48 protein-coding genes are annotated in these 23,657 nt (G+C 72.9%); 1 reads left to right on the plus strand and 47 read right to left on the minus strand.

The window, feature by feature from the left end; genetic code table 11:
- Positions 1 to 435 precede the first annotated feature (435 nt).
- From BM237_RS13885 to BM237_RS13940, 15 genes are all read right to left on the minus strand, one after another.
- Positions 436 to 909, minus strand: a complete 474-nt coding sequence (locus tag BM237_RS13885) for a hypothetical protein (RefSeq protein WP_093849911.1) — start codon at positions 907 to 909, stop codon at positions 436 to 438.
- A 140-nt stretch (positions 910 to 1,049) separates the two neighbouring features.
- Positions 1,050 to 1,271: a hypothetical protein gene (locus BM237_RS13890; RefSeq protein WP_093849912.1), complete on the minus strand. Its 222-nt coding sequence runs from the start codon at positions 1,269 to 1,271 to the stop codon at positions 1,050 to 1,052.
- A 41-nt stretch (positions 1,272 to 1,312) separates the two neighbouring features.
- A complete protein-coding gene (locus tag BM237_RS13895; RefSeq protein WP_093849913.1) occupies positions 1,313 to 1,786 on the minus strand; it encodes a DUF6221 family protein in 474 nt (157 codons plus the stop codon).
- Positions 1,787 to 1,790: 4 nt separating this feature from the next.
- Entirely contained in the window at positions 1,791 to 1,985 is a 195-nt protein-coding gene (locus BM237_RS13900; RefSeq protein WP_093849914.1) for a hypothetical protein, read from the minus strand.
- A gap of 98 nt (positions 1,986 to 2,083) precedes the next feature.
- Positions 2,084 to 2,248 carry a hypothetical protein gene (locus tag BM237_RS29315; RefSeq protein WP_175541000.1) on the minus strand — a complete coding sequence of 55 codons (165 nt, stop codon included), beginning with the start codon at positions 2,246 to 2,248 and terminating at the stop codon, positions 2,084 to 2,086.
- An 80-nt stretch (positions 2,249 to 2,328) separates the two neighbouring features.
- A complete protein-coding gene (locus BM237_RS13905; RefSeq protein WP_093849915.1) occupies positions 2,329 to 2,586 on the minus strand; it encodes a hypothetical protein in 258 nt (85 codons plus the stop codon).
- A 17-nt stretch (positions 2,587 to 2,603) separates the two neighbouring features.
- Positions 2,604 to 3,404 carry a hypothetical protein gene (locus tag BM237_RS13910; protein WP_093849916.1) on the minus strand — a complete coding sequence of 267 codons (801 nt, stop codon included), beginning with the start codon at positions 3,402 to 3,404 and terminating at the stop codon, positions 2,604 to 2,606.
- On the minus strand, positions 3,401 to 3,985 hold the full coding sequence (locus BM237_RS13915; RefSeq protein WP_093849917.1) for a hypothetical protein: 585 nt from the start codon (positions 3,983 to 3,985) through the stop codon (positions 3,401 to 3,403). Before BM237_RS13915 ends, BM237_RS13910 begins: the two co-directional genes overlap by 4 nt.
- A complete protein-coding gene (locus BM237_RS30315) occupies positions 3,982 to 4,551 on the minus strand; it encodes a hypothetical protein (protein WP_093849918.1) in 570 nt (189 codons plus the stop codon). Before BM237_RS30315 ends, BM237_RS13915 begins: the two co-directional genes overlap by 4 nt.
- A 10-nt stretch (positions 4,552 to 4,561) precedes the next feature.
- The gene (locus tag BM237_RS13925) at positions 4,562 to 4,753 is read right to left on the minus strand and encodes a hypothetical protein (RefSeq protein ID WP_093849919.1); all 192 of its coding nucleotides are present in this window, start codon (positions 4,751 to 4,753) and stop codon (positions 4,562 to 4,564) included.
- A complete protein-coding gene (locus BM237_RS13930) occupies positions 4,753 to 5,814 on the minus strand; it encodes a hypothetical protein (protein WP_093849920.1) in 1,062 nt (353 codons plus the stop codon). Before BM237_RS13930 ends, BM237_RS13925 begins: the two co-directional genes overlap by 1 nt.
- Before the next feature lie 69 nt (positions 5,815 to 5,883).
- Positions 5,884 to 6,231, minus strand: coding sequence for a hypothetical protein (locus BM237_RS13935; RefSeq protein ID WP_093849921.1), 348 nt, complete (start codon positions 6,229 to 6,231; stop codon positions 5,884 to 5,886).
- 172 nt (positions 6,232 to 6,403) lie between these two features.
- Positions 6,404 to 6,544, minus strand: coding sequence for a hypothetical protein (locus tag BM237_RS29320; protein WP_175541001.1), 141 nt, complete (start codon positions 6,542 to 6,544; stop codon positions 6,404 to 6,406).
- Positions 6,541 to 6,714, minus strand: a complete 174-nt coding sequence (locus BM237_RS29325) for a hypothetical protein (protein ID WP_175541002.1) — start codon at positions 6,712 to 6,714, stop codon at positions 6,541 to 6,543. The genes BM237_RS29320 and BM237_RS29325 overlap by 4 nt, the downstream gene beginning before the upstream one ends.
- A 3-nt stretch (positions 6,715 to 6,717) precedes the next feature.
- The gene (locus BM237_RS13940) at positions 6,718 to 6,975 is read right to left on the minus strand and encodes a hypothetical protein (RefSeq protein ID WP_093849922.1); all 258 of its coding nucleotides are present in this window, start codon (positions 6,973 to 6,975) and stop codon (positions 6,718 to 6,720) included.
- A 164-nt stretch (positions 6,976 to 7,139) separates the two neighbouring features.
- Here BM237_RS13940 and BM237_RS13945 point away from each other — a divergent pair, with 164 nt between their 5' ends.
- The gene (locus BM237_RS13945) at positions 7,140 to 7,433 is read left to right on the plus strand and encodes a helix-turn-helix domain-containing protein (RefSeq protein ID WP_093849923.1); all 294 of its coding nucleotides are present in this window, start codon (positions 7,140 to 7,142) and stop codon (positions 7,431 to 7,433) included.
- A 63-nt stretch (positions 7,434 to 7,496) separates the two neighbouring features.
- Here BM237_RS13945 and BM237_RS29330 read toward each other — a convergent pair whose 3' ends face one another.
- From BM237_RS29330 to BM237_RS14100, 32 genes are all read right to left on the minus strand, one after another.
- On the minus strand, positions 7,497 to 7,670 hold the full coding sequence (locus tag BM237_RS29330; RefSeq protein WP_175541004.1) for a hypothetical protein: 174 nt from the start codon (positions 7,668 to 7,670) through the stop codon (positions 7,497 to 7,499).
- Between the two features lie 79 nt (positions 7,671 to 7,749).
- A complete protein-coding gene (locus BM237_RS13950) occupies positions 7,750 to 8,598 on the minus strand; it encodes a hypothetical protein (protein ID WP_093849924.1) in 849 nt (282 codons plus the stop codon).
- A gap of 100 nt (positions 8,599 to 8,698) precedes the next feature.
- Positions 8,699 to 8,929 carry a hypothetical protein gene (locus BM237_RS13955; protein ID WP_093849925.1) on the minus strand — a complete coding sequence of 77 codons (231 nt, stop codon included), beginning with the start codon at positions 8,927 to 8,929 and terminating at the stop codon, positions 8,699 to 8,701.
- Between the two features lie 11 nt (positions 8,930 to 8,940).
- A complete protein-coding gene (locus BM237_RS13960; RefSeq protein ID WP_093849926.1) occupies positions 8,941 to 9,261 on the minus strand; it encodes a hypothetical protein in 321 nt (106 codons plus the stop codon).
- Positions 9,258 to 9,479 carry a hypothetical protein gene (locus BM237_RS13965; RefSeq protein ID WP_139238103.1) on the minus strand — a complete coding sequence of 74 codons (222 nt, stop codon included), beginning with the start codon at positions 9,477 to 9,479 and terminating at the stop codon, positions 9,258 to 9,260. Before BM237_RS13965 ends, BM237_RS13960 begins: the two co-directional genes overlap by 4 nt.
- A gap of 11 nt (positions 9,480 to 9,490) precedes the next feature.
- Entirely contained in the window at positions 9,491 to 10,330 is an 840-nt protein-coding gene (locus tag BM237_RS29930; protein ID WP_245793612.1) for a hypothetical protein, read from the minus strand.
- Positions 10,327 to 10,875 carry a hypothetical protein gene (locus tag BM237_RS29935; protein WP_245793613.1) on the minus strand — a complete coding sequence of 183 codons (549 nt, stop codon included), beginning with the start codon at positions 10,873 to 10,875 and terminating at the stop codon, positions 10,327 to 10,329. Before BM237_RS29935 ends, BM237_RS29930 begins: the two co-directional genes overlap by 4 nt.
- The gene (locus tag BM237_RS13980) at positions 10,875 to 11,075 is read right to left on the minus strand and encodes a hypothetical protein (protein WP_093849928.1); all 201 of its coding nucleotides are present in this window, start codon (positions 11,073 to 11,075) and stop codon (positions 10,875 to 10,877) included. The genes BM237_RS29935 and BM237_RS13980 overlap by 1 nt, the downstream gene beginning before the upstream one ends.
- Positions 11,072 to 11,473: a hypothetical protein gene (locus BM237_RS13985; protein ID WP_093849929.1), complete on the minus strand. Its 402-nt coding sequence runs from the start codon at positions 11,471 to 11,473 to the stop codon at positions 11,072 to 11,074. The genes BM237_RS13980 and BM237_RS13985 overlap by 4 nt, the downstream gene beginning before the upstream one ends.
- The gene (locus tag BM237_RS13990) at positions 11,470 to 11,679 is read right to left on the minus strand and encodes a hypothetical protein (protein ID WP_139238104.1); all 210 of its coding nucleotides are present in this window, start codon (positions 11,677 to 11,679) and stop codon (positions 11,470 to 11,472) included. Before BM237_RS13990 ends, BM237_RS13985 begins: the two co-directional genes overlap by 4 nt.
- Positions 11,676 to 12,155 (minus strand): hypothetical protein, encoded by a 480-nt coding sequence (locus BM237_RS13995; RefSeq protein WP_093849931.1) that lies wholly within the window; start codon positions 12,153 to 12,155, stop codon positions 11,676 to 11,678. Before BM237_RS13995 ends, BM237_RS13990 begins: the two co-directional genes overlap by 4 nt.
- Positions 12,156 to 12,159: 4 nt before the next feature.
- Positions 12,160 to 12,948 (minus strand): hypothetical protein, encoded by a 789-nt coding sequence (locus BM237_RS14000; protein ID WP_093849932.1) that lies wholly within the window; start codon positions 12,946 to 12,948, stop codon positions 12,160 to 12,162.
- A 12-nt stretch (positions 12,949 to 12,960) separates the two neighbouring features.
- The gene (locus BM237_RS14005; RefSeq protein WP_245793614.1) at positions 12,961 to 13,251 is read right to left on the minus strand and encodes a hypothetical protein; all 291 of its coding nucleotides are present in this window, start codon (positions 13,249 to 13,251) and stop codon (positions 12,961 to 12,963) included.
- A gap of 65 nt (positions 13,252 to 13,316) precedes the next feature.
- Positions 13,317 to 13,769: a hypothetical protein gene (locus BM237_RS14010; protein ID WP_093849934.1), complete on the minus strand. Its 453-nt coding sequence runs from the start codon at positions 13,767 to 13,769 to the stop codon at positions 13,317 to 13,319.
- A gap of 87 nt (positions 13,770 to 13,856) precedes the next feature.
- Positions 13,857 to 14,237: a hypothetical protein gene (locus BM237_RS14015; protein WP_093849935.1), complete on the minus strand. Its 381-nt coding sequence runs from the start codon at positions 14,235 to 14,237 to the stop codon at positions 13,857 to 13,859.
- A complete protein-coding gene (locus BM237_RS14020; RefSeq protein WP_093849936.1) occupies positions 14,237 to 14,425 on the minus strand; it encodes a hypothetical protein in 189 nt (62 codons plus the stop codon). Before BM237_RS14020 ends, BM237_RS14015 begins: the two co-directional genes overlap by 1 nt.
- Positions 14,426 to 14,429: 4 nt before the next feature.
- Positions 14,430 to 14,696, minus strand: coding sequence for a hypothetical protein (locus BM237_RS14025; protein WP_093849937.1), 267 nt, complete (start codon positions 14,694 to 14,696; stop codon positions 14,430 to 14,432).
- The gene (locus BM237_RS14030) at positions 14,693 to 15,979 is read right to left on the minus strand and encodes a DNA cytosine methyltransferase (RefSeq protein ID WP_093849938.1); all 1,287 of its coding nucleotides are present in this window, start codon (positions 15,977 to 15,979) and stop codon (positions 14,693 to 14,695) included. The genes BM237_RS14025 and BM237_RS14030 overlap by 4 nt, the downstream gene beginning before the upstream one ends.
- Positions 15,976 to 16,248, minus strand: coding sequence for a WhiB family transcriptional regulator (locus BM237_RS14035; protein WP_093849939.1), 273 nt, complete (start codon positions 16,246 to 16,248; stop codon positions 15,976 to 15,978). Before BM237_RS14035 ends, BM237_RS14030 begins: the two co-directional genes overlap by 4 nt.
- Complete coding sequence (locus BM237_RS14040) at positions 16,248 to 16,853, minus strand: RuvC family protein (RefSeq protein ID WP_245793615.1); 606 nt, start codon at positions 16,851 to 16,853, stop codon at positions 16,248 to 16,250. Before BM237_RS14040 ends, BM237_RS14035 begins: the two co-directional genes overlap by 1 nt.
- Complete coding sequence (locus tag BM237_RS14045) at positions 16,850 to 17,131, minus strand: hypothetical protein (protein ID WP_093849941.1); 282 nt, start codon at positions 17,129 to 17,131, stop codon at positions 16,850 to 16,852. The genes BM237_RS14040 and BM237_RS14045 overlap by 4 nt, the downstream gene beginning before the upstream one ends.
- Positions 17,132 to 17,224: 93 nt before the next feature.
- Positions 17,225 to 17,674 carry a phiSA1p31-related protein gene (locus tag BM237_RS14050; RefSeq protein ID WP_093849942.1) on the minus strand — a complete coding sequence of 150 codons (450 nt, stop codon included), beginning with the start codon at positions 17,672 to 17,674 and terminating at the stop codon, positions 17,225 to 17,227.
- A complete protein-coding gene (locus BM237_RS14055) occupies positions 17,674 to 18,465 on the minus strand; it encodes an exonuclease domain-containing protein (protein WP_093849943.1) in 792 nt (263 codons plus the stop codon). Before BM237_RS14055 ends, BM237_RS14050 begins: the two co-directional genes overlap by 1 nt.
- On the minus strand, positions 18,465 to 18,845 hold the full coding sequence (locus BM237_RS14060; RefSeq protein ID WP_139238105.1) for a hypothetical protein: 381 nt from the start codon (positions 18,843 to 18,845) through the stop codon (positions 18,465 to 18,467). Before BM237_RS14060 ends, BM237_RS14055 begins: the two co-directional genes overlap by 1 nt.
- The gene (locus BM237_RS14065) at positions 18,842 to 19,888 is read right to left on the minus strand and encodes a recombination directionality factor (protein WP_245793616.1); all 1,047 of its coding nucleotides are present in this window, start codon (positions 19,886 to 19,888) and stop codon (positions 18,842 to 18,844) included. Before BM237_RS14065 ends, BM237_RS14060 begins: the two co-directional genes overlap by 4 nt.
- Before the next feature lie 16 nt (positions 19,889 to 19,904).
- Positions 19,905 to 20,732 (minus strand): hypothetical protein, encoded by an 828-nt coding sequence (locus BM237_RS14070; protein ID WP_093849945.1) that lies wholly within the window; start codon positions 20,730 to 20,732, stop codon positions 19,905 to 19,907.
- Entirely contained in the window at positions 20,729 to 21,745 is a 1,017-nt protein-coding gene (locus tag BM237_RS14075) for a hypothetical protein (RefSeq protein ID WP_093849946.1), read from the minus strand. Before BM237_RS14075 ends, BM237_RS14070 begins: the two co-directional genes overlap by 4 nt.
- Positions 21,742 to 22,125 (minus strand): hypothetical protein, encoded by a 384-nt coding sequence (locus BM237_RS14080; protein WP_093849947.1) that lies wholly within the window; start codon positions 22,123 to 22,125, stop codon positions 21,742 to 21,744. The genes BM237_RS14075 and BM237_RS14080 overlap by 4 nt, the downstream gene beginning before the upstream one ends.
- Positions 22,118 to 22,327: a hypothetical protein gene (locus BM237_RS14085; protein WP_093849948.1), complete on the minus strand. Its 210-nt coding sequence runs from the start codon at positions 22,325 to 22,327 to the stop codon at positions 22,118 to 22,120. Before BM237_RS14085 ends, BM237_RS14080 begins: the two co-directional genes overlap by 8 nt.
- The gene (locus tag BM237_RS14090; RefSeq protein WP_093849949.1) at positions 22,324 to 22,671 is read right to left on the minus strand and encodes a hypothetical protein; all 348 of its coding nucleotides are present in this window, start codon (positions 22,669 to 22,671) and stop codon (positions 22,324 to 22,326) included. The genes BM237_RS14085 and BM237_RS14090 overlap by 4 nt, the downstream gene beginning before the upstream one ends.
- A gap of 87 nt (positions 22,672 to 22,758) precedes the next feature.
- The gene (locus BM237_RS14095) at positions 22,759 to 23,037 is read right to left on the minus strand and encodes a hypothetical protein (protein ID WP_093849950.1); all 279 of its coding nucleotides are present in this window, start codon (positions 23,035 to 23,037) and stop codon (positions 22,759 to 22,761) included.
- Positions 23,034 to 23,354: a helix-turn-helix domain-containing protein gene (locus BM237_RS14100; protein WP_175541005.1), complete on the minus strand. Its 321-nt coding sequence runs from the start codon at positions 23,352 to 23,354 to the stop codon at positions 23,034 to 23,036. Before BM237_RS14100 ends, BM237_RS14095 begins: the two co-directional genes overlap by 4 nt.
- Positions 23,355 to 23,657: the final 303 nt, after the last annotated feature.

Below are 23,657 nucleotides of genomic sequence, written 5' to 3' on the forward strand. Positions count from 1 at the left end.
CCGGTAGTTCTCTCTCTACCTCCACCACTACGTCTCTTGGATTGGAGTGGAACACGCGCGCGCGAGTCCCCGGGGAGTCCCCTGGGGACAGAACGCTGTGACCTGCGGTGATGGGGTCTAGTCTGTCGGAGATTCGTCGCGTTTTCGTCGTCGATTCGCTCGCGTTTTTGCTTCAAAACGCGCGCGAAAAGTTCGCGGATTGTCTGCGGATCGCCCTCGCTGGGGTCCTCACAGGCTGCCGTACTGGCCGGTAGAAACCCGCTCAAAGATTTACCGAACCGTGACCTGATGGAGTGCCAGAAACGCGGCCACGGACCGCCGGAACACCATCCGGCGCCCCTGTCAACCGCCCTTGCAGTACCTGCAAACACGCCCGAGCACGACAACGGCCCCCGACCATGCCGGGGGCCGTGCGCGGCGGGGCGTTTCGTGCGCTTACGGGCACAGAGTGGCGCGCAACGCCTCGTTGATGCGGCGCGCCTCGTCTTCGCTGACCTCGTGCTCGGAGGTGCTGAACCGCTGTTGCGCCGTCCACACGGGCCGCTCGCTGCGGATGCCCGAGCACTGGTTCCGCGCGTTGTCGACCGCGTCGTCGGGGTCGGCGACGAGAGCGGGGTGTATCTCCCGCAGCGCGTCGAGCAGCTGCTCGCGGTCGGCGCCGGTCGGCTTCGGGGGCAGTCCGCCCGGCCGCGGGGTGCTGGCGGGCGGTGTGCTGGGCTCGGTGGTGGGGGTGGCCGGCGGTTCGCTGGGCTCTGGCGGGGCCGTGGTGGCGCTGGTGGTGGGTGCGGCGGTGTCCGGTTCGGTGTCTTCGCCTTCGCCGAGTACGAGGCCGAGGAACAGGCCGAGGGCGACGAGGGCGATGAATCCGCCGACGATGACGCCGGCGGCGATGGTGAGTGCTTTCTTCATGGTGCCTTCCGGTGGGTGAGCGTTGTGCTGATGGTGGCTCAGGTACCCGGGTGGCGTGGGGGTGTTGCGGGTCTGTGACCGGGCGGGTACGGCTGCGGCCCCCGCCGGGGGTGGCGGGGGCCGCAGTAGGGCGGGGTCGGTTACTCGTTGCGCCCCAGGTTCCCCAGGTCGGGATGGTGGCGGAACATGAGGATGGCCTGCGTGTCGAGAAGGGCGCGCGAGAAGCGAGTCGTATCGGCGGTGATCTCGACCTCGACGGGCGGCAGTTCGACGGCCTTGAAGCCGTGCGCGTGCTCGCAGTCCGCGTCCTGGCACGCGTGGTCGTTGCCCGCGGGCCAGTAGATCAGTGGGGTCTTGTGCACTGGGCAGCGGCATCGGTCGGTGCAGCGGTGCGGGTGCGGCTTCACGGGCGCCACTCGGGCCGGCGGTCCGGGTGATCGGCGTAGGGCAGGACGAGCAGGCGGAGCACGTCACGGTGCATCTCGTCCCACCCCATGAGCGCCGCGTGGTTCTGGACGCGGGCGAGGATGCCGCGCTTGGCCTTGACCTCACGCAGTACGCGGGCCGGGTCGTGGCGGGCGGCGTGTTCAAGGCACGGCAGCGGCCGGTCCGCGCCGGGCTCCTGGGAGAACGCAGGGTCGTCGGACACGATCGCACCCCACATGCCGCCCATCACGTCAGCGGGGCGAGGGAGCTGGGGGCGGAGCGCGACGAGCAGCTCGTCGACGTCGTCCGAGCGGTGGGCTTCCCACTCGTCACCGTCGGGTGAGGGTGCCCAGTTGCCCTGTTCGCCGATTACGGTATTGCCGCTGGCGGCTCGGGCGGCTCGTTCGTCTTCGTCGAGCCGGGCGTTCAGGAACGCGATCAGGTCGTTCATGCGCTCAGTCCTTGCTCAGCCGGTCGGCGCGCACGTCGACCTCGACGGTCACGGTCCGCAGCTTCCCGCCGAACGTGACGGTCGCGGCGACCGGCTCATGCCCGGCCGCGCCGGTACGCATGGCGTCCTGGACGAACGCGGCGAGTTCGTCGAGCGTCATGTGCTTGCCGCCCGCCGTGTGCTTGATCTCCTTGGCCATGGGTTCATCCTCTCGCGAAAGCGCCCCGCCCGGGAGTGGTCCGGGGCGGGGCGCATCATCGTGTGGCGGTGTGCGGCGGGGGGTGCCGCATCGTGCGGCTACCGACTGCTGCGCCCCTTCGGGGTGCCGGGCACCGGCTTCTTCTTCGGCGACGACAGCCAGCCGCCGCGCGACGGCACGTAGTCGGTCGCGGCCTGCTCGCGGTCGGCGTCGCTCATGCGGTCGCGCAGCTCGCGCATCGGGATCGTCTTACGGAATGCCATGATGGCGCTCCTGTCTCGTGAAGGCGGGATAGGGGACCGGGGCGGCCGGACGGCTTGGCGGCAGGTCGGCCGCCCCGGGGTCAGTCGTCGTACTGCTCGGCGCCGACCGGCGCGAGACGCGGCAGCGGGGCGCCCTCGCTGTAGGGCCAGATCTCGCAGCGCCGCGGCCCGTCGTAGTAGCTGTGCTCGATCCGGTTGCGGATGAGGAGCTGCTCGGCGAGGACCCGCGGCCCCTGGCCGCATGGGTCGGTCTCGACGCCGCGGCTCATCACGCGGCGGTCGCCCTCCCGGTCGGGGTCGGTTTCGGGTCGGGTGATCAGGTAGGCGTAGCGCCTCATAGGGCTCTCCTCTGGGGTCATGGCTTCTTCAGCGCGGTGTGCCGGCTGGCGGTCTCTGCGGGTTCGCGGATGATGGTCATCCCCTCTCCGCGCTCGACCACCAACCCGTTGTTGTCGTTGTTGTTGTTGGCCTGACCTGCGGCAACAACGCCGCCAGGGGCCGGGCCGGTGGGGGAGGGAAAGGGCGGGAAGTCGGGCCGGGCGACGCCGGCCGCGGTGCTGCGGCCCCGCATCCGCACTCCGTCGCGGGTGGGGATGCGGTGCTTCTCGCAGGCCTCGCGGACCCGCGCGGTCGTCGTCCCCAGGCGCTCGGCGAGGGGCACGAACTGCGCGTGCGGGGCCCCGACTTCGTGCAGGGCGGCGACGAGCCGGTCCCGGTCGAGCACCGGCGGCCCGGCGGGCTCGGCGCCCTGGCCGTCGACGGGCTCGACCTTCGGCTTCTGCTCGTCCTCGTCGACGGGCGGCCGCCAGTCCTCGTGCCCGACCCGGTACGCGGCCACCACCCACACCACGGCGGCCGGCCACATCAGCCACGACAGGGAGTCGACCCGGTCGGCGAGCGCCGGTGCCGCCGCGGCGAGGACCTTGCGGGCGAGTCCGGCGGCGAGCAGCAGCAGCCCGACGCGCAGGGCCCAGTCGACGAATCCGGATGCGGCGCCGACCCATCTGCGGATGCTGCCCCATGCGGCGCTGGCGTGTGCGGCTCCCCTGCGGCTGATGCGGCGGGCGAGTAGCAGGGTGAGGCGGCCGGTGCCGCGGTGTATGCGGCGTGCGGCCTCGCGGCACCACTCGATGGTGGTCGGTGTCTCGGTGCTCACAGCGGGCTGCTGTTCACGAGGCTGCCGATCGCCCACGCGCCGAGCTCGTTGACGCCGGGGACGACGGTGTTGCCGATGAGGGCGAACACGCCGGTGCCGATGGCGAGGAGGGTGCCGCACCACACGCCGCGCCAGAACCGGCCCTTGATGGCCTTCGCGAAGGTCTTCCGCAGGAGGAACAGGGCGATCACGAGGGCGGTGAGGACGATCGCGCCGTACCCGTCGATCGCGGGGGCGGAGGCCTGCGCGACGGCGGTCGCCTGCGCGCCGGTCGTCCAGTCCATGATGAGTCCGCCGATCCCGTTGCCGCCCCATCGCAGGAACCCGGCGGCGGTGCCGAGCAGTCCGGCGGGGCAGGCGACCATGAGGGTTCCGACGGCGATCCCGAACCACATCGGCACGAGTTCCTTCGGGTCCTTGGCCTTGCCGCCGGGGGCGCCTCCCCCGGCCGCCGCAGTACCGCCGCTGCCGCGGAACCAGCGGACGTGTTCGGTGATGAGGAGTCCGAGGCCGATGGCGAGTCCGGCCGTGGTGAGCGTGTTGGTGGTCAGCTCGGTGGGGATGGCGGCGAGGTGGTTCACGGCTGGACTCCGGTGAGGACGTAGACGACGGTGACGACGGGCAGGGTGAGGACGGTCGCGGTGAGCGCGGCGCACAGGGCGATGCGGGCGGCCGCGGCACGAACCTTCGGGGCCCACAGGCGGGGGTTCGCGCCCGCGGCGGCGGCCCGGTGGACGTTGTCGGCGAACGCGGCGATCGCGAGAGGTACGAGGGCGATGACCCACGCTCCGGCGATGCCGGCCTCGTCGCGGACGGTTTCGAGGACCCACGCCCACGGGCCCGCGAGGGGGAGGGACGCGAGCAGGCAGGCGGCGTTGTAGCCGGGCCGCAGGCCTTCGTACCAGCGGGGTGCGGGCTCGGGGTCGGGGTCGGTGGTGAGGGTGAGGTGCAGGTCGACGTGCACGTCCGGCAGCGGCGCCGGAGCGGGGGGCGGTCCGGCCGCCCACCACGGCGGCGGGGGCGGCGCGGCGGGCGGTGCCGGGGGCGACGGGGGCCTGCGGCGCGGTGGGGGCGGCGGCGCGGCCGCGGGGGCGGGCAGCGGGTCACCGTCGGGGGTGATGTACCGCGGGGCGGGCGGGTTCTTCACGACGGAGTCCTTACGAGATCAGGGACAGGACGTAGGCGGCGATCAGCAGCCCGACGGCGACGGCGCGCAGCAGGTGCCAGGTCCAGCGGCGGGCGAGCTGGGGGGCGAACACGACGATCGCGAGGACGGTCGCGGCGGCCAGGGCGACGAGGGCGAGGCGCACGTCGGGTCTCCGGTCCGGGCGGGGGTGGTCGGGGGGCATCAGGCGTAGCCGCCGGTTCCGGGCTCGGGGTCGGCGAGGGGCGGCTGCTCGATCAGGCGGGGTTCGGGCCGCTCGACGACCGGGCGCTTGGGCTTGGGCCGGCCGTCGACGCTGCGGACGTATCCGGCGGTGATCTGCACGCCGCGGCGGGTGAGGGCGTCGGCGATCTGCGTCGAGTTCCAGTCGGGGGCAACGTGCCTGACCCGGCGGACCATCTCGGCTTTCGAGGTGGCGCCGACGAGCTCGGCGTCGATGATGCGGGAGAGCTGCACCGGGTCCTCGACTGCTGCGGCGGGTGCGGCGCTGTGCGCGGCGGCGGGCGGCGCGGCCGGGGGCGGCGGCACGGTGTGACCTGTGGGAATCAGCTCCGCACCGGGTGCCGCATCATGCTGCGCCTCGTGTGCGGCGGGCACGGGAGCGAGCTGCGGCACCGGCCGCTGCTGACCGGCGGCCGGCAGGCCGTACGCGGCCCGGGTCATGGCGATCTTGTGCTGCGTGCGCAGCAGCTCCGTCTCGACGTCGGCGAGTCCGCGCTGCGCCTGCATCCGGGCCCGCTCGGCGTCGTACCACTGCTGCGTGAGCGGGTCCAGCGGCGTCGCGTGTTGCGTGAGGACCATCCACCACACCCCCTTGACGACAGCGGACGCGGCGGCGCTGATGATGCCGACGGCGAGGTCGTCGGAGAGGTGCCCGTCGGTGATGATCGCGGCCATGGCGAGGGCGAGGAACACCCACCCGGCGATCATGGGGCGACGGGCACGCTTCGGGTCGTGGCGGGCGTCCCACTCCAGGGCCATACAGATGATCCACGCGATGTCGAACACGCCGGCGGCGGTGTAGGCGGCCCATTCGGGGGCGCGGCGGTCGAGGAGTCCGCCGATTTTGACGGTTGACCAGACGACGGCGGCGGCGAGCATGAGGGCGCAGACGGCGGTGACGATGTTGCGGATGGTGTGGTCGAGGTCGCGGGGCATCTTCGGCGCCTCGACCTCGACCATGTGCGTGATGCCGTTGATCGAGTACGGGACGCGGGTGGTGCCGGGGCGGTGTCGGTTCTTCACGGTGTGCTCCGGTGCGGTGTGGTGGCCGGGCCCGCGGTGGGGTGCGGGCCCGGCCGGTCGCGGGGTGGGTCAGGCGGTGGGGCGGGGGATGGCGCGGCAGCGCTCGGCGTGGGACTGCGCCCAGCGGGTGACGGTGATCCCGGGTCCGGTCTCCAGCGGGCGCCCGCCCCAGGGGGCTTCGGTGTCGCCTCGCTCGGTGGTCTCCGCGCGGCAGCCCTCGCCGGTGCAGCGTGCGGTGACCGTGATCGTGACCATGAGCTTCGTCGCGGCCCATGCCTTGCCCTGGTGGACGGGGATGCCGGGGGCCTCCTCGTCGGTGTAGGTCAGGTCGACGGTGGCGCCGGCGACGGTGAGGTAGCGGGCGATGACGCCCTCCGGCCAGACGGCGGCGGGGGCGGTGACGGTCGTGGTGGTCATGGGTGGTTGGTGTCCTCTCGGGGTTGGGGTGGCCGGGCCCGCGTCACAGGCGAGCCCGGCCGGACAAGGGGCGGTCAGTCGTCGTCGCCGTACGGGCCGAACAGGGCGCGGTCGAGGTCGGACTCGTTGGCGGTGGGCCCGTCGAGCGGCGGGGTCTGGGGCTGGGGGTCGCTCACTTCGCTTCTCCGCTTCCGTTGCAGGTGCCGCAGGGGTGCCAGGTGTCGATGCGGGCACCGCTGGCGGTCCAGGTGGTCTCCACGTGGCCCTGGGCGCCGTGGCAGCGGGGGCACGGGGCCGGCGTCTGGGCGGTCACTGGTCCTCCCCGTCGAGCACGTCGAGGAGCGAGGCGATGGCGACTTCCAGGCGGCCGAGCATCCGGGCGACGGCCCTCTCGTCTCCCATGTCGAGCTGCTGGGAGGCGGCCAGGGTGGCGCGGGCGCGGGCGATGGTGGCGGCCTGGCGGTCGGCGGGCTGTTCGGCCATCGGTCACAGTCCCTTCGCGGCGTCGGCGAGGATCAGCGCGTACTCGCCGCGGGTGACGGTTCGCCCGTCGAGGCGGGGCATGTGGGCGAGGAGCTGCCGCTCCTGGGCGGGGTTGTCGGCGAGGTTGTGGGCGAGGGCCAGGCGGGCGCCGTCGTCGAACGGCCGGGTGGGCTGGTGGTTGGTGAGGTCCTCGGCGGCGAGGATGAGCTGGTGGTGCAGCAAGTCCGTGTTGGGGGCGGCGAGGGGGATACCCTGCGTCATGGTCAGCTCCTGGTCGGTTCAGGTGTCTGGCTGGCCCCCGCTCCGCCGCCGGCAAGCTCGCGGAGTGGGGGCCGTTCTGCGTCGGCAGCGCGGGCTGCCTTCCGTCACTGTATGGCATGCCATACAGTCAAGGGAAGTGGCCCGCCCAAAGAAGGGGACCGGGTGTGATTGAGGAGGTGCAAAGGGTGGCCGAAGCGGTGCAGGCCGTACGCGCGATCGAGAACCCCACGCGGCGGGCTCAAGCGATCAGCGAGCTGCTGAAGCAGCAGGCGGAGCAGGGCCCCCTGCTGCGCGAGGAGCGGAGCCGGATCGTGCACGCGATGCGGGATGAGGGAACGTCGCTGCGGAAAATCGCGGCGGCGATCGGGGTGTCGCTGGGGACGGTGCAGGACATCCTGCGGGGGCATTCGGGGCCGTGGGGGAATCGGCAGAAGCCGCCGTCGGCCGACGACGAGTAGCCGCAGGCATGCTGGAGGCCCCCACCCAACCGGGTGGGGGCCTCCAGCATGCCTGACGTCAGATCACCGGCCGTACCACGGCGACGTCTCGCAGCGCCGGTTGACGCAGACCGGCTCTTCGTCGGTGTCGGACTTCTTCGCCAGGGACCAACAGTGACAGGCGGAACAGGTGTTCTTCTGCATGGTCCGGCCGTCTCGGATGAGGAAGTCGCGGATGCTGATGTTCTGGTGGCTCATCGGCTCATGGTGCGCCTACCGCTGCGTGTACGGAAGGCCCCCGCCCGATGTAGGCCGGGGACCTCCCACGCGTCAGCGATCAGGCGACCCGCTTCTCCGCGCGCTGCCGCCGCTTCCGGTCCCGCTCCCGACGCCGCCGCTCCGCCTCGTCCAACGCCCGCCGCAACGCGGCCAGCTCGTGCGGCGCCGCCCACCTGCGGCACCCGTCCCGCACCGGCACCGGCGCCCCGCAATCCCACCCGTTCCGGCAGGTCACCACGGGTGCATCACTGCCGCCGCACGCCATGCGCAGCTCCCCGCCGCACCACGGGCACGGCCGGTCCTCCGGCATGGTCACGGTGCGCCGGTCGGCGCCTATGGTCCGCTCGATGCGCTCCCGGGCGCCGCGCGCCACACGGGCGATGCGGCGGCGCTGCGCCTCATCCAGCGGCGCGAACGGCCCGGCCTCGCCGTGCAGGCGGGCGCGGAGCCACTCGGCGGCCCGCACCGCGGTGCGCTCGCCCCGGCCGCCGGCGTTGGTGTACCGCCACCGCCGGGAGTCGGCGGCGTCCTGCTCGGCGAGCGTGTCGAGGTGGTCGAGGACGTCGTCGCCGACCGGTGCGGTCCGGGGTGGGGCGAGGGGGGAGCGCTGGATCTCGGCGGCGATCTCGTCGGCGAGGTGGCACAGGGCGGCCTCGATGGCGCGGGAGGCGTCGACGATGTGGAGTCGTACCGGGGCGGGGGTTTCGGCGAGGGTGGGGTGCTCGCGGTCGGCGGGCTGCTGCTCGCTGTGGTGCTGCTCGATGGTGCGCAGGTATCCGGCGCGGTCGGTGTCGGCGGGGGGCCACACGGCGGGGGTGGTGGTGTCGACGAGCGCGCGGAGGTGGGGCCAGTGGCGGACGATCGCGGCGAGGTCGTGGGCGGCGGCGGTGGTGGTGGGGTTGTGCATGGTGGGTGCTCCTGTGGTGCTGGTGTGGGCGTATGGTGATCAGCACCGCATGTGGGGGCGCCCCGGGCTGGCCGGCCGGAGGGGGCGCCCCTTCGTCGTGCTACAGCGCGGCGATGACCGCTGCTGCTGCGCTGTCGGTGGCGTGCCCTTGCTCGGCGGCCCACTCGGCGACGTCGAGCGGCCACCGCTTGTCGAAGTAGTCGATGACGACCTCGTTGCCGTCCTGGCGGACGGTGTTGCTCGGGCCTGCGCCGAAGTAGGCGTCGTGCTCGTCGACGACGGCGGCGGCGGACTCGGGGCTGAGGCAGGCGAGTCGGGTGGTGTGGTTCATCGGGGCCTCTCTCATCGGTTGGCCGCGCGCTTCGCGGCCCAGTCGGGATCGAACTGCGGCGCCGCCGCACGACGCGGCCCGGAACGGCGCCGCTCACGCACCTCGCGCCACTGCCGCAGCGTCCGCCGCGGCCGCACAGCGAGGATCACCGCGCACTCGACGGCGAACACCACCTGCGCAGCCCACCACCACACGCCGCGGCGCCCGGTGCGGCCTGCCTGGTACACCTGCTCCCACGCCCAGTCGTCGAGTCGGCTGAGCGGCCGGGTGCGGCCGGCGGCGTATCCGGTGAGGAACAGGGCGGCGCCGATGGCGACAGCGAGCGGGGTCACTTGATCACCTTCAGCGCGGTCTTGGGGATGCCCTGTTCGATGAGCAGGTCCCGCAGTTGCTCGGCGTGCTCAAGGTCGTCGCAGGCGACGTCCACGATGTCTCCGGGGATGGTGGCCTGGACGACGGTGAACCGGGAGGCGGGACCGCGGGCGCGATACAGCGCCCACCAGTTCGCCGTGTCGCGGGGGGTGTAGATGAGGGCAACCACCTCGTTCACGCGGAGGGCGGTCACTGCTGCGCCCCGCTCTCGGAGCTGCGGGGCATGTGGCTGGCGATGTGCCGTATCGCCCGCGCCTCGACCGTGTCCCACACCCGCGTCAGATCCGCGAACACCCGGCGCCGCTCACTCATCACCGCGTGGTGCCCCTCGACGGCCGCGGCCAGCGTGGCGGGCTCGGGCGCGGCGAGCTGCTGCTCGATGCGGGTGACGTCGTGCCGGTCGAGGATCGCGTCGAGGTGGTCGTATCGGGGTGCGGCGTGCTGCGCCTGTGCGCGGCGCCATGCGCGGACCGCTTCGAGCGCGGCCTCGGCCCGGACGGCGTGGTCGCGTTCCTCGGCGAGGGACTGGTGCACGGCGGTCAGCTCGTCGTCGGCCGGGGCGGGCCCGGTGCGGGGAGTGATGTGCAGCCGGTCGAGCAGGTACCGGGCGCGTGTGCGGTACGCCTCGTGGATGTGCTCGGGGTGGATCGGCCACTTGTCGGCGGGGAGGCCCCACGCGTCGCACTCGGCCTCGTAGATCAGGCGGGCGAGGGCGTCGACGTCCGTCCTCTCGGCGCGGTGCTGCTCACTGTTCCGGTGCCACGCCTTCGAGTCGCCGCAGTGGGCGCACAGGCCGGGCGCGCGGGGCTCGTCGGGCACGAATCCGGTGCACGGGCGCTGGTCGTTGCCCTCAGCCGGGGCGGGCGCCAGCTCGACCTTGCAGCATCCACAGTCGGGCGGGCACGGGCACTCACCGTCGTAGCCGTCGGGGTGGGCGCAGGCGGCCGGGGCCGCAGGGATCTGAGTGCAGCCGCCGCACATGCCGCCGATGGTCTGAGCGTGCGGGTGTTGGGCGCAGGAGTCGGTCATCGGTTCCTCACAGTGGTACGGGCAGGCGGGGTGTAGTCGTCCAGCGGCGGCAGCGACACCACCGGCCGCAACGGATCGACCTCGAACGGCGGCCGCGTCGCGGGCCGGGCGTACCCGGCCAGCGGGCACGGCTCGGGCTGCGGCCCGTACAGCGCCTCGATCAGCTCTTCGTCGTCCTCGAACTCGGCCAGGTCGACGAGCGCGAGCTGCCCCGCACCCTCGACGGCGGCACGACGGGTCGCAGCCGCGGTCTGCCGGTGGTGGTCACGGTCGTAGTGCAGGTGGCAGCCCTGGCACATGGCGCGCAGGTTCGTGTCGCGGCAGTCCTCCGGCGTGTGGTTGAGGTGCGCGACGGTGAGCACGACCATGCTGCCGGTGCCGTACGCCTCCCGCCCGTGACGGTTCGGGCAGCGTCCTCGGTGGGTGCCGCGCCGGCACTCGCCGTGGCATTCGCAGCGGCCCTGCGCGCGGCCGAAGCGGATACGGCGGCTGATCTGCGGCCAGTCGGCGGGGTAGCGGTCGCGGTTCTCGGGGCGTATGGGCATCAGCGGCTCCTCCGCTTCCGGGCGGCGCGGGCCAGGGCGCGGCGGGTAGCGCGGTTCGGCCGCGGGGGCTCGGAGTCGTTGTCGGGCAGCGCGGTCTCCCCGTCGACGAGCTGCTCGCCGGTCCATTCGACGGTGCTGTTCCAGGTGACGCCCGGGCGCGGGGTGTGCTCGCCGCGCGGGGCGGACGACGGGCCGCTCACCGCCGCGCCCCCTGCCGGGACTCGGCCTCGTCACGGCCGGTCAGGATCGCGACGAGCCGGTCACGGTCGACCGTGTCATCGAGACGCCGGACGTAATCGACCGCGCGCTGCACCCGATCGTCGGACCCGCGCAGCCACGGGGCGAGGGCGTCCACCACCACGACCGCGCGCTGCGCATCCCGGGACCGGCCACACTGGCACGGCCCACGACGCTCGCAGGACGGGCACGGCACCGGCTTGCCGAGCGCGTGCTCGACGACCCGCAGCAGCCGCAGCTCGTCGGGCCCGGCCGTGGCCGGTTCCTCGACCGGGGCGTCGGTGGCGGGCGGTTCGGGGCTGGTGAGGACGTCGGCGATGCGGGTGAGTTGCTGGCCGATGGTGGTCAGGGGGTCGGTCATCGTCCGGTCCTTTCTGGCGTGCTGATCTTGCGGGAGCCGGTCAGCGGATGGGCGCGGTGCAGCTCGGCCTCAAGTGCGGCGCGGTGCGCGGCCGCGCGCGGGTCCGGCCGACCGCGCACCGGCCGCTTGCGACGGGTGGGACGGCGGCCGCCGAACGTCCCGTCCGGGATCGTCTCGGCGAGCAGCCGGTCGACGGACACCCTCACCGGACCGCCCCCGACTCCTGCACGGCGGCCGGCCGCTCCCGGTTGCGGCGCCGCAACTCCGCCAGCGCCGCCCGGAACTCCGCCGTCGGCTCCGACCGCGGCGCCGGAGTCGGGGCCGACGCCGGGGGCAACGCAGGCTGCTGCTCGCCGTGGATGACCGCGCGGCGCCGCGCGGCGAGCGTCTGCCGCCACCCGATGTCCGGCAGGTCGTCGTTCACGTGCAGCTCGACGTGCCGCGAGATCCGGTCCCGGACCGTGGTGCGCCAGCGGGCGGCGATGTCCTTCGGCATGATCGGCCATGCGGACTCGGCGTAGTGCTCGCCGATCGCCTGCACCGCGAAGTCGTACGGCACGTCCCGCAGCGCGGTCGCCCACAACTCGACCTGCACCGCCTGCTCTGTCTCGTCGGTGCGCACCGCCCGGTCGTCGGCGAGGCTGACGACGCCGAGCAGCCTGATCGTCTCTGTCCTGTCCACCGGTTCAGACCTCCCGGGTCGTCTGGTCGAGCAGCCGGGCGAGCCCTTCGCGCTGCTGCTGTCCTCGTGTCTGCTGCTGGCGGGCGCCGGGGAACGGCACGATCTCCCCACCGGGTTCGGGCCGTTCGCGTTCGGCCCACGTCTGCCACTGGCCTCCGAACCCGGCGGCGCGGGTGCCCTTGTCGCGCATGTGGCGGACGAATTTCCTCGTGACCGCGTCGAGCTGCTCGCTCGTCAACGGCGGGCGGCCGGCGTCTGCGCGGGCGGCCTGCGCGACGGCGACGTCGTCGGGGGATGGCTGCCATCCGGCCGGGATCTGCTGCGGCTCAGGCTCGGGCTCGGGTGCTGGCGGGCGGGGTGGCGCCGGGGGCTCCTCCCGGCGGGGCGGGTCCTCGCCGCGGGCGTCCTGGTCGTCGAGGCGGGGCTGCTGCGGACGCCGCGGCCCGCCGCGCTGCCGCCGCTTCTTCTCGACCTCTTTCGCCCGGCGCTCCTCCACCTGCACCCGCGACGGGTTCCGGCTGTCGGCGTAGTCGTGCATGTAGTAGTCACCCTCGCGGGGCTGCGGGCAGCGGGGGCAGGTGTGGCCGTGCTCGTGCCACAACCCGACCTTGACCAACTTCGCCGCCTGAGCCGCCGAGCCGTACATCTTCACGACCTCGCACGGCACGTGCCCGTCGGTGAGGTGCTGCGCCACGTAGGACCCGACGCGCGTCCACAGCCCGAACGCGGCGTTCCCGGCGCGCATGACCTTCGGGTGGCTGTGCGCCCCGTCGTCGACGAGGAAGTACGGCATCGGTGTCTCCGATCAGAGGGTGAGCTGACCGTCAGGGACGGCCGGTGGCTTACGGGTGGTGCGGGGCCGCTCGGGCGGGGCGGCGGGGGCGGTGCACTGGTGGTCGATCACGTGCGGGTGCGGGCACGGCCCGCCGGTCCGGTGGCAGTCCGCCCACCGCAGATCCGGCCCGTCCGCCGTGGTGCGCAGGCACCAGTCGAGACGGTTCGGCTCCCGCAGCCGATACGCGGCAGCCGGGGCCAACGGCTCGACGTCCGCCGTCACATCAAGGGCGGCACGACGGCCGACGAGCTGCCGCAGCACCGGCCGACGGCAGCGGGGGCAGCGCACACGCTGCGCCCCGCTACCAGCGGCGGGCGGACGCGGTGTCATCCGCGCTGCTCGACCCGCACCCCGCCGCGACGGCTGCGGCGCTGCTGCTGCTCTTGGTGCGCCTCGAACTCGCCCTCGGTCGGGTGGTGCGCGAGCAGCTCGGCGACCGCCCGCTCGGCGTCATGGCTGCCGGGCCCGAGCTCGTCGAGGGTGTCCTGCATGCGGCGACGCCGCATCATCGCCCGCTGCACCTCGCGCAGCTGCTGGATCTGCTCGGCGTCGGTGGCGACCTCCGCGAGCGTCACCCGGAGCTTCACCTGCGGCGCCTTGTCCTCGCCTGCGGCGTGCCCGGTGTAGCTCGTCGACGCAAGCTCGACGACCGCGACGACCCGGCTCCCGGGGGCCTCGAACAGCCCGCGGCGCAGCTCGTCGGGTATGGCCTGGTGGAGCATCGCGGCCTCGGGGTCGAGCTTGACCTCGACGTCGGCGTCTTTGTCGAGCTTCGGCATGGTGTGGGTCCTTCCTGGCGGGCGGGTAGAGAGGGGTGGTGCGCCCGGGGCCGGGGGGCGTCGATGGCCGGCCCCGCCCCGGGGCGTTCAGGCGACGTGGTTGTCGAACACTTCCGCCGGCGTCGGCACGACCGGCGCGGCGGCCGGGCGGCGGTCGAGGTCGCTGATCCACGCCGCGCACACCGCAGCGACCTGAACCAGCTCAGCGCGCAGCGCGGCCGGATCCGTTTCGGCGAGCGCCTCGTACACCTCTTCCAGCAGCACCAGCGCCCACAGCGGCCCGTCCGGGCTGATCGCGTCGCGCTGGCACCGCTCCCGCGCGGCGCGGGCCTTGGCGATGTAGCCGGGGGTGCCGGTGCCGTCGGGGTGCCGCTGGTCACCCCAGCGAGCGAGCTGGAGCTGCCGTTCGGCGTCGACGGCGGCGGCGAACGTCTGCATGCCGCGGGTGGCGAACAGGGAGGGATACATCAGTCGGTGTCCTCTCGGGTGGTGGGTGCGGGGATCAGGTCGAGGGCGTCGCCGATGGACTCGGCGAGACGGCGGCGCTTCGCGGCCAGGGTCGGGGCGTGCTTCTCGCACGCGTCGGCGGCATCGAGCAGGCTGTCGACGACTTCGGAGAGGTCATCAGCGCTGGGCAGGCGCAGGGTGACGGCCATCGGTTCAGGTCCTTCGGGTGGGGTGGCGGCGGCGCCAGTCGCGTAGGGCAGCCGCCGCCCGGACTTCGGGGAGCGGGCAGTCGTCCCGCATGTGGCGTTCGGCGCGGATCACGAGCGACTGCACGGCGACCTCGCCCTCGGCGGACTCGGCGAACTGCCCGCATCGGCAGTCGGCGTCCGCGACCGGAAGGGTCTTCGGGCTGTCGAGGCGGACGCGGATCCCGAATCCGTGGTCGGGGTCGCAGATCGTCGGCGTGATCCGGCCGCTCACGACAGCACTGCCTTCACCCGCTCGCCGATCCAGCGGGCCGCGTTCACCGACACCGCGTTCCCGGCCTGAAGGATCCGCTCCTCCTGGTTGCCGTGAACGACGTACTCCGCCGGGAACCGCTGCGCCTGCATCAACTCCTGCGTGGTGAACATGCGGATCGTGCAGTCGTCCACCACCGGGGCCGGCCTCACGAGCGAGTGGTGCGGCTTCGTCGCCAGCGTGGTGATCGGCTCAGCCGTGGTCCGCACCGCAGCCTTCCGCCCGTTGGGCACCACCAGCGCGTGATGACGGCCCTGCGCGGACAGCGCCGGAACGGGGGCGGTCGTCGCCACCGCGGTGCCGTTACGGCGGAGCATCGCGATGTGCGGGGCATACCCGTACTTCGCCAAGCCCTGAGCGATCCGGGCCCGCGTCGCCTCGGCGTACGGGGTGAACTTCTTCCGGTTCGGCTTCCCGTCTCCGACCCGCTGCCCAGGCAGATCCCAGTCGATGATCGAGGCGACCGGCCGCGTGACCGGCTCCAGGATCAGATGACCGCACTCCCGGTTCGGGCACCGGTAGTCGTACTGCACCCCCCACTTCCCGATCCGGCGGCGACGCTGGTTGCGCCACACCTGCCGCGCCCGCACCGGCCCACACTCCGGGCACACCGCCGCCGGCCGCGGCTCCAGGTCCGGCAGCGGGATGCCCTTGCGGGTGAACACCACATACAGCCGGTCCCGGTACTGCGGAGCGAGAAGGTTCTCGTCGTCACCGAGATGCGCGGAGGACGCACACACGATCTGGTGCTGGTAGCCCAGGATGCCCATGCCGGACAGCCACCAGTCGAACAGCTCCCAGTCGGTAGCGAACTCGATGACGTTCTCGCACAGCACCGCGTCGTACCGGTGGACCTCGGTGGCGGCGATGATGTCCAGCGCGGTCGCGCGGGTCCGCTCGAACGTCTCCGCCTTCGCGATGCCGTCCTCGCCGGTGCCGTCCAGGTCGAGGGCGGCCTGCCCGCGGGTGCGGCGGCGTCCGCCGGACGGGCTGATCTCGGTACAGATCGGGGAGCCCCACAGGACGCGGGTGCGGGGCAGTCGCCGCTTGTCGAGGGCGTTGATGTCCTCGATCCAGTGCTCGGCACCGGGGTGGTTGGCCTCGTGGGTGCGGATGCTGACCGGGTCGTGGTTCGCTGCGAGACGGAGGGTGTACCCGGCCTCGACGAGCCCGGTCGAGGACCCGCCGGCGCCGCAGAACAGGTCGGTGAAGGTGATGTCACCGTCGTGTCGGAACGCGCTCATGCCGCTACCTCCGTTTTCCGCGCCCGTCGGTGGGCGTCTTGGCGTTCGTCGGCCGTCGCGCCGCCCCACACCCCGTGAAAGGTCCGGTAGCCGGGGCTGCTCTCCACCCGGTCGATGTACTCCCGGCACTCGGCCACCACCGGGCAGCGGGCGCAGATCGCCAGCGCCCGGGAGGTGCCGTTGTTGGGGCCGCCGGTCTCGGGGAAGAACAGATCGGTGTCGGCACCGAGGCACGCGGCGCGGTCGCGCCATGCTTCGTTGACGACCATCACGCCACCTCCGCCAGCGTCGGCCAGTCGACTTTGCGGAGCCGCTCGCGCTGCCCGGCCGGGAGGTCGAACAGCGGGTGGCCGTAGTGGTCGAGCCCAGCGACCCGCAGCCACCACGCGTCGCACATGTCCCCGCCCTCACCCCGCGCGTTGAGGTCGCCCGGGAACTTCACCCCGGCGGCGAGGTACGCGGCATCGGCCATCTCCCGCTTGTCAGCCCGGCCGTTGTCGCAGGCGTACGACTTGAGCGTCGCCGGGACCACCAGCGCGTACGGGATACGGTCATCGGCGAGCGCGGCCCGCACGACACCGTGGACCATGGCCGTGATCCCCGCGCCCATCGCGTGCTTCGGCAGGTCCTCGATCACCGCCACGTCCGGCCGCTCCTGCCCGAGTTCGTAGGCGATGCGGTCGCGGATGACGCACAGTCGGGCGTCGCCGTCCTTCTGCCGGGTCCGGATCCGGAACGTCGACCCGTCCGGCAGACACACCCCGGTCGAGGTGAGGGACAGGTCCAGCCCGAGCACCCGCAGCCCGACCGGGACCGCCGGGGCGTCGTCGAGCGGGACGCCGGCGGGCAGCAGCCCAGGGATCGTCGCGGTCACTGGGCACCGCCCTTCGCGTCGCGGCGGGCTTGCCACTCCTCTTCGGTGAGGTAGCCCGTCCGGCCGTGACGCTGCTTGGTCTTGCGCTCGGCCTGGTAGGCGCGCTCCGCGTCCCGGCACTCCTCACACAGTGGCTCGCGGCGGTAGTAGTGCTGCCGGGCGCCGCGGTAGGTGCCGTGAGCGATCGGCTTGCGCTTGCTGCCGCCTCGATTCTTCGGCGGGGTGAGGCCGATGGCCTCCATCAACTCGTCGAGCTGGGCGTCGGTCAGCTCAGCCACGGCGACCACCCCGCCCCGGGAACAGCCGAACCGCCCACACGACCGCCGGGACCGCGACGGTCGCCACCGCACCCCCGTACAGGGCCAGCGCGCTCACCGACGCTCACCCCGCATCGGACCCCACATCATGTGCACCTGATCCAGCGGGCACGTCCCCAGCGCGTCGTTCGACTGCATCAGCGGCACCCCACTGGCCTGGTCGTACAGCCCGGCCCACCACCACTCGGACCCGCCGCTGTCGACCCACGTCAGCGCGAGGTCCCACGGGTCGCCGTTGTGGTCGCGCCACACCGGCGCCGACGCCTCGACGACGGGCGGGTGCGCGGCCAGCGGCGCGCTGTCGGCCGGGTGCTGCGGGCGGCAGCACGCGTGCCCGGCCTGCTCGACCCGGTCGGCCAGGTCCCGCAGCATCTGCGCCTGCACCGCCGGGCACGGCGACGTCGAGGTGACCTGCGGCCGGCCGTGCCGGTCGATGGTGGCGACGAGCGGGTACTCGCGCAGGTCGAGCACGCGGATCTGCGGCTCACAGTGGTTGTGCATCATCAGCGGTCCCCCCACGGGATCAGCGGCCACGAACGGTCGACGACGGCGTTCGGGTCCTTCTTGCGGAAGTGCTTTTCGAGCCCGGCCGCCTGCTCAGCGGCCCACATGACCTGTCGGGCGTGCAGCTCGGCGAGCGTGAGGTCACGCAGCCGGTAGAACCGCGGCCGGCGGGCGGTACGGATCGGCTCGGGCCAGTCGCTCGGGCGGGTGTGCGCGAGCGTCCCGATCCGGTGCACGACCCGGGCGGCGACGACCGCGTCGTACGACGCGCCGTGCGCTCCGTCCTCGTCCCACGGCAGGCCGTACACCCCGGCGAGGGTGACGAGCTGCCGGGCACCCTGCTTCTCCGACACGCGACTGCGGTAGGGCAGGCAGTAGGTGTCCAGCACGCGGGAGTCGATGCAGTGCAGCGGCGCACCGTCCAGCCGCGCGTCGAGCGGGGCGAGGCCGTAGCGGCGCAGCTCCCGGTCGAGGATCGTCAGGTCATAGGGCACGTTGTGCCCCACCACGGCGGCCCCGGCGCGGGCGTATCCGGCGAGTACATCGGCGATGTAGTCGACCGCGCCCGGGGCGGGTTCGCCCTTCGTGCGGGCCTCTTCGGTGGTGATGCCGTGCACGTCGGTCGCTTCGGCGGGGATCTCGACGCCGGGGTTCACGAACCAGTCGTGCGGCTCGACCGGCTCGCCACCGCCGAGCCCGTACACCGCGGCGGTGACGATGCGGTCCGCCTCGACGTCGACGCCGGTCGTCTCGGTGTCGAACGCCGCCAGCCTGCCCAGATGCCAGGTCATCAGCAGCCCTCCCGATCCGACAGGGCCCGGTCCAGGACACCGGCCGCCGGGTCCTCCCACACCGCACGGGAGCTGACCGGCGGATGCCCATCGGCCAGCCGCTCGACCACCGTCGCCAGGACGGCCGGGTCGGCGAGGTGCGCCACCAGCAGCGGCCCGAACCGGTCGCCAGTGGTGTGCGGCGCGGTATGCAGCCACCCGCGAGCCGACTCCCACCGCAGCCGGACCGTGTCCCACTGGAACTCGGCGAACAGGTCCGCGGGGTGCCGCTCGTCGCCGAGCACGACGCTGGCGGTCACCACGTCGGGCACGTGCCCAGCGGCGGTGAGCGCGGCGTGCACGGCGTCGACGTAGGGCAGGTGCGGGAACACGGGGCTCATGACCGGGCCCCCGATCCGGGCTGCGCCACGGCCGGCCACGCGGTCGGCGGCTCGCTGCCGTCGTCGACGACCTCGACGTCGTACACGCCCTCGTCATCCGGCCCGACCGCGTTGTCGTCGTCGACCTCACCCGTCCGCGGGTCGATCCCGTTCGTGATGTCCTCGGCGATCTGCATCAGCGCGCGGGACAGCTCGTCGTCGCCCTTCGGGTCGACGTGCCCGGCCGCCCGCGCCCGCCGCCACACCTCGCGGACCTCGTCGGCCGTGCGGCACGCGCGGGCCTCGTCGGCGTAGTCCGGCACCGCCGCCTGCCCGGCCTCGATCGCCGGACGCTCCAGCGTCGACGGGTCCAGCGCCGCCGCCGTGCTGATCGGACCGCTCAAGGCGTGCCGCAGCTTCGGCAGCGACGGCACCACCATCACGACGGGGAACTGCTTCGTCTTCCCGTCCCGCACAGCGGTGCGCTGCTCGATCCACATCCGCACCGGCATCATCGACCGGCCCCCGGACGCTTCGAGGACCAGGTCGAGGCCACCCGCCATCGCGTCGGCGGCGTAGTAGCTCTTGGACTCCAGCCGCCACACCCCCAGGTCCGGCAGGTCCGGCAGCATCACGCTGATCCGCGACGTCGGCCGGCACACCTGCGTCGGCGGCCGCAGGTGCCAGTCGTCGCCGTACTGCGCGCGGCACAGGCACGGCTTGCGGGTCTTCTGTTCGATCTCGCCGTCGCAGCGGCGGGCGCAGCCGCCGCCGGACCACATCTCGTACGACTGCGACAGGGGGTCGCCGGTGGGCAGGATCGCCCGCAGCTCGGTCGCTTCGGTGATGACGCGGTACTGCGCGATGCTCGTGTTCTGCGGTGTCCACTCCTCGACCCGGCCGCCGTACAGCTCGGCCGCCGCGGCGACGTAGTCCCGGCTGTGCGACGACAGCACGAACGTCTTGGACTTGACCGGGATGGGCCGCTTGTTCGGGTCCGAGTTCGGGCGGCTGTACCCGGTGCGGATCCGCCCGAGTTCGGCGGCCTGCCGCTTCATGGTCATGATTCGCGAGCCCATCTCAGGCTGCCTTTCGATCAGAGGCACCCGGCGCCCACGGCGGAACCACAGCCGTGAACGCGCGCGGCGCGTTGTGCAGATAGCGGGCGGTACGAACCGCCGCGAGGAACGCCCGGTACTGCTCCGGCCCACTGGGGACCTCGATGAACCGGTGGCTGCGGGGCCGCAGGTTCAGCAGCGCCGTACGGTGCACCCGCGGCGCGGGCTCGGACGTGTCGTCCGGCAACAGCCACTCCGGCGCGTGCCGCAGCGCGGCGAGCTGGAGCGGCTGCTCGTCGTACACCGTCCCGGCGGGCTTCTTCGCGGACGTCTTGTAGTCGACGAGCCACAGCTGACGGCGCCCGTAGCGGCCGGTGGGCAGCCACACCCACAGGTCGCCGGTGCCGGCGTAGCCCCGCTGCCGGTTGAGCACGGTCGTCTCGACGGCCTCGACGTCGGCCGTGAGGTCGATGCGCCACAGCCGGAACCAGCGGGCGAGCTGCCGGGCGTAGGGCTCGACTTCGGGGTCGGCCGGGTAGGGGACGCCGAGCACGGTTGCTTGTGCCCGGTTGTGGACGCGGGTGCCGAGGCTCTTCGCTCGTTCGCCGACCCGGGCCGGGGCGCCGACCAACTCGCGGCGCAGCGCGGTCGGTTCGGTGCGGGCTCGGCGGGCGGTGGCGATGGGTTCGGCGAGGATCTGGTCGGCGGCGACGCCGGCGGCCCAGGGGATGAGTGCGGGCTTGTGGATCGAGTCGAGGGCGTTGGTGACGCTGATGAGGTCGGGGCCCCCGGCGGGGTCGCGGTAGTAGCGACCCCGCTCGGTGGCGACGGCCCATTTCGGGTCGGTCATTCGTCGGCCGCCTCGTCGTAGGCGGTGGCGACGGTCAGCGGGGTGACGACGTAGCCGGTCGGCTTCGTCGCGTCGGGGATGCGCCAGCGGACCAGCTCGGCGACGCCGTCCTCGTCGACTTCCCACGCCATAGGCGAGATGGGGTCGTCGCGGAGTTCGTGGGCCTCGCAGTGCTCGTAGGCGGCCTGACGGGTGGTGTAGAGACCCATGACGATCGAGTCGTGCGAGGCGCGGTACACGGTCAGCTCAGCGTCCCGGGTGGACTCGCCCCGCGACGGGGTGTCCTTCCCGGCCTCGGCGTCCTCGCGCTTCCACTGCTCCTCGCGCTCACGGAGACGGCACTGGACGTCGAAGGCACCCTCGTAGTCCTTGGTCTCCGTGCACGTGGCGATCAGCTCGGCGTAGGACTGGCGGATCTCGTTGCGCTTCGCCTCGATGGCGGGGCGCTCCAGTTCGGCGACCCGCGCCCGCAGACGCTCCTCCTCCGCACGGTCCCGGTCCGCGAGCGCCCGCGCGGTGGCGTCGGAGATGCCGCCGATCTGCTGGACCAGCTCGGCCCGCTCGGCCCGCAGCCGCTCCACCTCGGCCAGCAACTCCGGCACCGCCGACCGCGCCACCGCAACGAACGCCGCGTCGGCCTGCGCCCGCCGGGCGGCATACTCGGCGTCGCAGTGGTCGTCACCCGGCACCCGGTACGTCTCGGAGTCCACGGTGGTGACGGTCACCCCAACGCGGTCACTGCCGATTAGCCAGGACGACCCGGACGGCAGCACCTCCCACGATCCGGGCGTCGCAGCGGCGGCCAGCGCGGCGTACTCGGCCAGACGCTCCACCGACAGCGGCTCCCGGACGCTCACGCGGGCGGCACGCCGCGCCAACAACCGCTCCTTGATCTGCTCATCGGTCGGCCGCTCCCACTTGTGCCAGCCGACCGGGGCCTTCCACTGCTGGAAGTGAGGGCGCTTCTCGATGCCGCACCAGCGGCAGCCGAACGGGGTAGGCAGAGCGCTCACGCGGCCTCACCACCCGACACACGCCGCACCACCGGCGACGACTGCCGCGCCTCATGCACCGCCAACAACCGCTCCGCCAGCCGCCGCACCTGCCCGCCGTACAGCGGCAACCGCGTCGACACATGCGCCGTCAGGTCCGCGACGAGCTGCTCGAACCGCAGATCCGCCGGCACCTGCACCGCGTGCGGGTCAGACCCCTGCGCGTCGACGAGCTCGTCGAACCGCTCCCCGAACTCGTCACCGAGCAGCAGCTCGACGACGTCCTGCACGATCGTCTGCGCGAACGGCTCGACGTCGAGGGTCACGCCGGCCGGGATCGACTCGACGTACACCCGGTGCGGTCCGGACAGCAGCACCGTCTTCTCGTCACGGTCAGACATGGGTGATCGCTCCCTTCGCGGACACAGCCGCCGACGGGCCGCGCAACACAGTCGGGTCGGCGAGCAGCCCGGCGTCGTTCAGCGCGAACGCCGCGTCGAGGGCGGGGTCGGTGTTCTCGGTCGGCCGGGTGATGCCGTGCACGAACGCGCGGGCGATCACACGGGCGGCCCGCTCGATACCGGGGGTCACGGTGCGGCTCATGCGAGCACCGCCCCGCTGTGCACGTCCGCGAGGACGTCCTCACCCTCGACCGCGACCGCGTGCACCACGATCGGCACCGCGCCCCCCGGGCGGTCCGGCGTGGCCGTGCGCAGCGTCACCAGCACCGCGCCGTCGTCGACGGGCCCGGTGTGCGCCCGGCCACCGAGCGCGAACATCCACCGCGACAAGTCGCAGACGTCGGCGACGGTGACGTGCACCGCGTCCGGCCGCGCCTTGACCGCGAGAGCGGGCAGGTTCAGGTAGTCGCGGGTCACCTCGACGGCGACCGCGTTGGTACGGGCCGACGCACCGGCCGGCGGGGAGTGGGTAGGCTGAACGCTCACGGCGTTGGCCTCGCTTCCTGTAGTGGGTGAAGTAGGGGCGCAGCGCCCCCGGGGTCGTCGGGTCGCATCCGACGGCCCCTCGGCATGTCAGGCGGACTGCCGTGCGCGGCCGCGGCGCGGCTTGATGACGTCCGCCAGGGGGTGCGGGCCCGACGCGGCGGGCTGCGGGTCGGCCGGCTTCCGGCCGCCGGGCTCGATGTGGAACAGCCGGAACATCTCGGCGATGTCGGAGTCGGTGAAGAACACGACCCCGCCGATCTTCGAGTGCGGCAAGGACCGGATGTTGTTCCGCAGCCACGACTCTTCGACCGGGGCGAGCAGCTCGGCGGCCCGCTTGTAGTCGTAGAACCCGGGAAGCTCGCTCATGCGGGCACCACCTCGTACTCGTCGGCGGTGTCCGACTCGGCGGGAACGGCGCGGCCGGTCAGCTCGAACAGGAACGGCGTGTCGACGCCGAGCACGCGGGCGATCCGGGGGGCGACGTCGAACGGCACGTCGCGGCGGGTCCCGTTGGACAGGCTGCCGATCGTGCCGTGCGAGACGCCGGCGGCGGCGGCGAGTTCACGCGTGGTGATCTTGCGGCCGGTGCCGGTGCGCTCCATGGCTATGCGCAGTCGGTCGGTGCTGACGAGCCGCCAGGGCGGCAGGTCGGTGGCCTGCGGGGCAGGCTCGGGGACAGGCATGTTTACCCCAGAGATCGAAGTGTTCATTCGGGTGAACACCCCGAGCATGGCACACCGTGAACACCTTGTTCAACTCTCTGGTGAACAAAATGTTCAGCGAAATAAACAGCAGGGCATCGCGTGCTCAACCCGATGCACGCGATGCCGTGCACCTGCCGTGCGCCCTGCCGCTACCTCGCGATAGCGTGAACAATCTGTTCAACGTGTGGACTGACCACCCGCATGCCGGACAGGGGCACATCGGCTCGCGCACCACTGGTCACCGCACGACCCAGCGGACGACGCGACACAGACAGGATGGAA

It is taken from the genome of Streptomyces mangrovi, from assembly GCF_900114215.1.
Classification (GTDB): domain Bacteria; phylum Actinomycetota; class Actinomycetes; order Streptomycetales; family Streptomycetaceae; genus Streptomyces; species Streptomyces barkulensis.

Excerpts from the sequence above, each read along its gene's own strand:
- BM237_RS14050 (WP_093849942.1), bottom strand. The coding sequence starts at position 17,674 with ATGATGCACAACCACTGTGAGCCGCAGATCCGCGTGCTCGACCTGCGC.
- BM237_RS13940 (WP_093849922.1), bottom strand. The coding sequence starts at position 6,975 with ATGACGCAGGGTATCCCCCTCGCCGCCCCCAACACGGACTTGCTGCAC.
- BM237_RS14000 (WP_093849932.1), bottom strand. The coding sequence starts at position 12,948 with ATGCCGTACTTCCTCGTCGACGACGGGGCGCACAGCCACCCGAAGGTC.
- BM237_RS29935 (WP_245793613.1), bottom strand. The coding sequence starts at position 10,875 with ATGCCCATACGCCCCGAGAACCGCGACCGCTACCCCGCCGACTGGCCG.
- BM237_RS14100 (WP_175541005.1), bottom strand. The coding sequence starts at position 23,354 with ATGCCTGTCCCCGAGCCTGCCCCGCAGGCCACCGACCTGCCGCCCTGG.
- BM237_RS14080 (WP_093849947.1), bottom strand. The coding sequence starts at position 22,125 with ATGTCTGACCGTGACGAGAAGACGGTGCTGCTGTCCGGACCGCACCGG.
- BM237_RS13985 (WP_093849929.1), bottom strand. The coding sequence starts at position 11,473 with ATGACCGACCCCCTGACCACCATCGGCCAGCAACTCACCCGCATCGCC.
- BM237_RS13955 (WP_093849925.1), bottom strand. The coding sequence starts at position 8,929 with ATGAACCACACCACCCGACTCGCCTGCCTCAGCCCCGAGTCCGCCGCC.
- BM237_RS13950 (WP_093849924.1), bottom strand. The coding sequence starts at position 8,598 with ATGCACAACCCCACCACCACCGCCGCCGCCCACGACCTCGCCGCGATC.
- BM237_RS14085 (WP_093849948.1), bottom strand. The coding sequence starts at position 22,327 with ATGAGCCGCACCGTGACCCCCGGTATCGAGCGGGCCGCCCGTGTGATC.
- BM237_RS13895 (WP_093849913.1), bottom strand. The coding sequence starts at position 1,786 with ATGAACGACCTGATCGCGTTCCTGAACGCCCGGCTCGACGAAGACGAA.
- BM237_RS13905 (WP_093849915.1), bottom strand. The coding sequence starts at position 2,586 with ATGAGGCGCTACGCCTACCTGATCACCCGACCCGAAACCGACCCCGAC.
- BM237_RS13885 (WP_093849911.1), bottom strand. The coding sequence starts at position 909 with ATGAAGAAAGCACTCACCATCGCCGCCGGCGTCATCGTCGGCGGATTC.
- BM237_RS29330 (WP_175541004.1), bottom strand. The coding sequence starts at position 7,670 with ATGAGCCACCAGAACATCAGCATCCGCGACTTCCTCATCCGAGACGGC.
- BM237_RS13900 (WP_093849914.1), bottom strand. The coding sequence starts at position 1,985 with ATGGCCAAGGAGATCAAGCACACGGCGGGCGGCAAGCACATGACGCTC.
- BM237_RS29315 (WP_175541000.1), bottom strand. The coding sequence starts at position 2,248 with ATGGCATTCCGTAAGACGATCCCGATGCGCGAGCTGCGCGACCGCATG.
- BM237_RS14015 (WP_093849935.1), bottom strand. The coding sequence starts at position 14,237 with ATGTATCCCTCCCTGTTCGCCACCCGCGGCATGCAGACGTTCGCCGCC.
- BM237_RS13935 (WP_093849921.1), bottom strand. The coding sequence starts at position 6,231 with ATGACCACCACGACCGTCACCGCCCCCGCCGCCGTCTGGCCGGAGGGC.
- BM237_RS29325 (WP_175541002.1), bottom strand. The coding sequence starts at position 6,714 with ATGGCCGAACAGCCCGCCGACCGCCAGGCCGCCACCATCGCCCGCGCC.
- BM237_RS14055 (WP_093849943.1), bottom strand. The coding sequence starts at position 18,465 with ATGACCTGGCATCTGGGCAGGCTGGCGGCGTTCGACACCGAGACGACC.
- BM237_RS14095 (WP_093849950.1), bottom strand. The coding sequence starts at position 23,037 with ATGAGCGAGCTTCCCGGGTTCTACGACTACAAGCGGGCCGCCGAGCTG.
- BM237_RS14035 (WP_093849939.1), bottom strand. The coding sequence starts at position 16,248 with ATGGTCGTCAACGAAGCATGGCGCGACCGCGCCGCGTGCCTCGGTGCC.
- BM237_RS14065 (WP_245793616.1), bottom strand. The coding sequence starts at position 19,888 with ATGACCATGAAGCGGCAGGCCGCCGAACTCGGGCGGATCCGCACCGGG.
- BM237_RS14060 (WP_139238105.1), bottom strand. The coding sequence starts at position 18,845 with ATGAGCCCCGTGTTCCCGCACCTGCCCTACGTCGACGCCGTGCACGCC.
- BM237_RS14020 (WP_093849936.1), bottom strand. The coding sequence starts at position 14,425 with ATGGCCGTCACCCTGCGCCTGCCCAGCGCTGATGACCTCTCCGAAGTC.
- BM237_RS29930 (WP_245793612.1), bottom strand. The coding sequence starts at position 10,330 with ATGACCGACTCCTGCGCCCAACACCCGCACGCTCAGACCATCGGCGGC.
- BM237_RS13925 (WP_093849919.1), bottom strand. The coding sequence starts at position 4,753 with ATGCCCCCCGACCACCCCCGCCCGGACCGGAGACCCGACGTGCGCCTC.
- BM237_RS14010 (WP_093849934.1), bottom strand. The coding sequence starts at position 13,769 with ATGCCGAAGCTCGACAAAGACGCCGACGTCGAGGTCAAGCTCGACCCC.
- BM237_RS14070 (WP_093849945.1), bottom strand. The coding sequence starts at position 20,732 with ATGACCGACCCGAAATGGGCCGTCGCCACCGAGCGGGGTCGCTACTAC.
- BM237_RS14030 (WP_093849938.1), bottom strand. The coding sequence starts at position 15,979 with ATGAGCGCGTTCCGACACGACGGTGACATCACCTTCACCGACCTGTTC.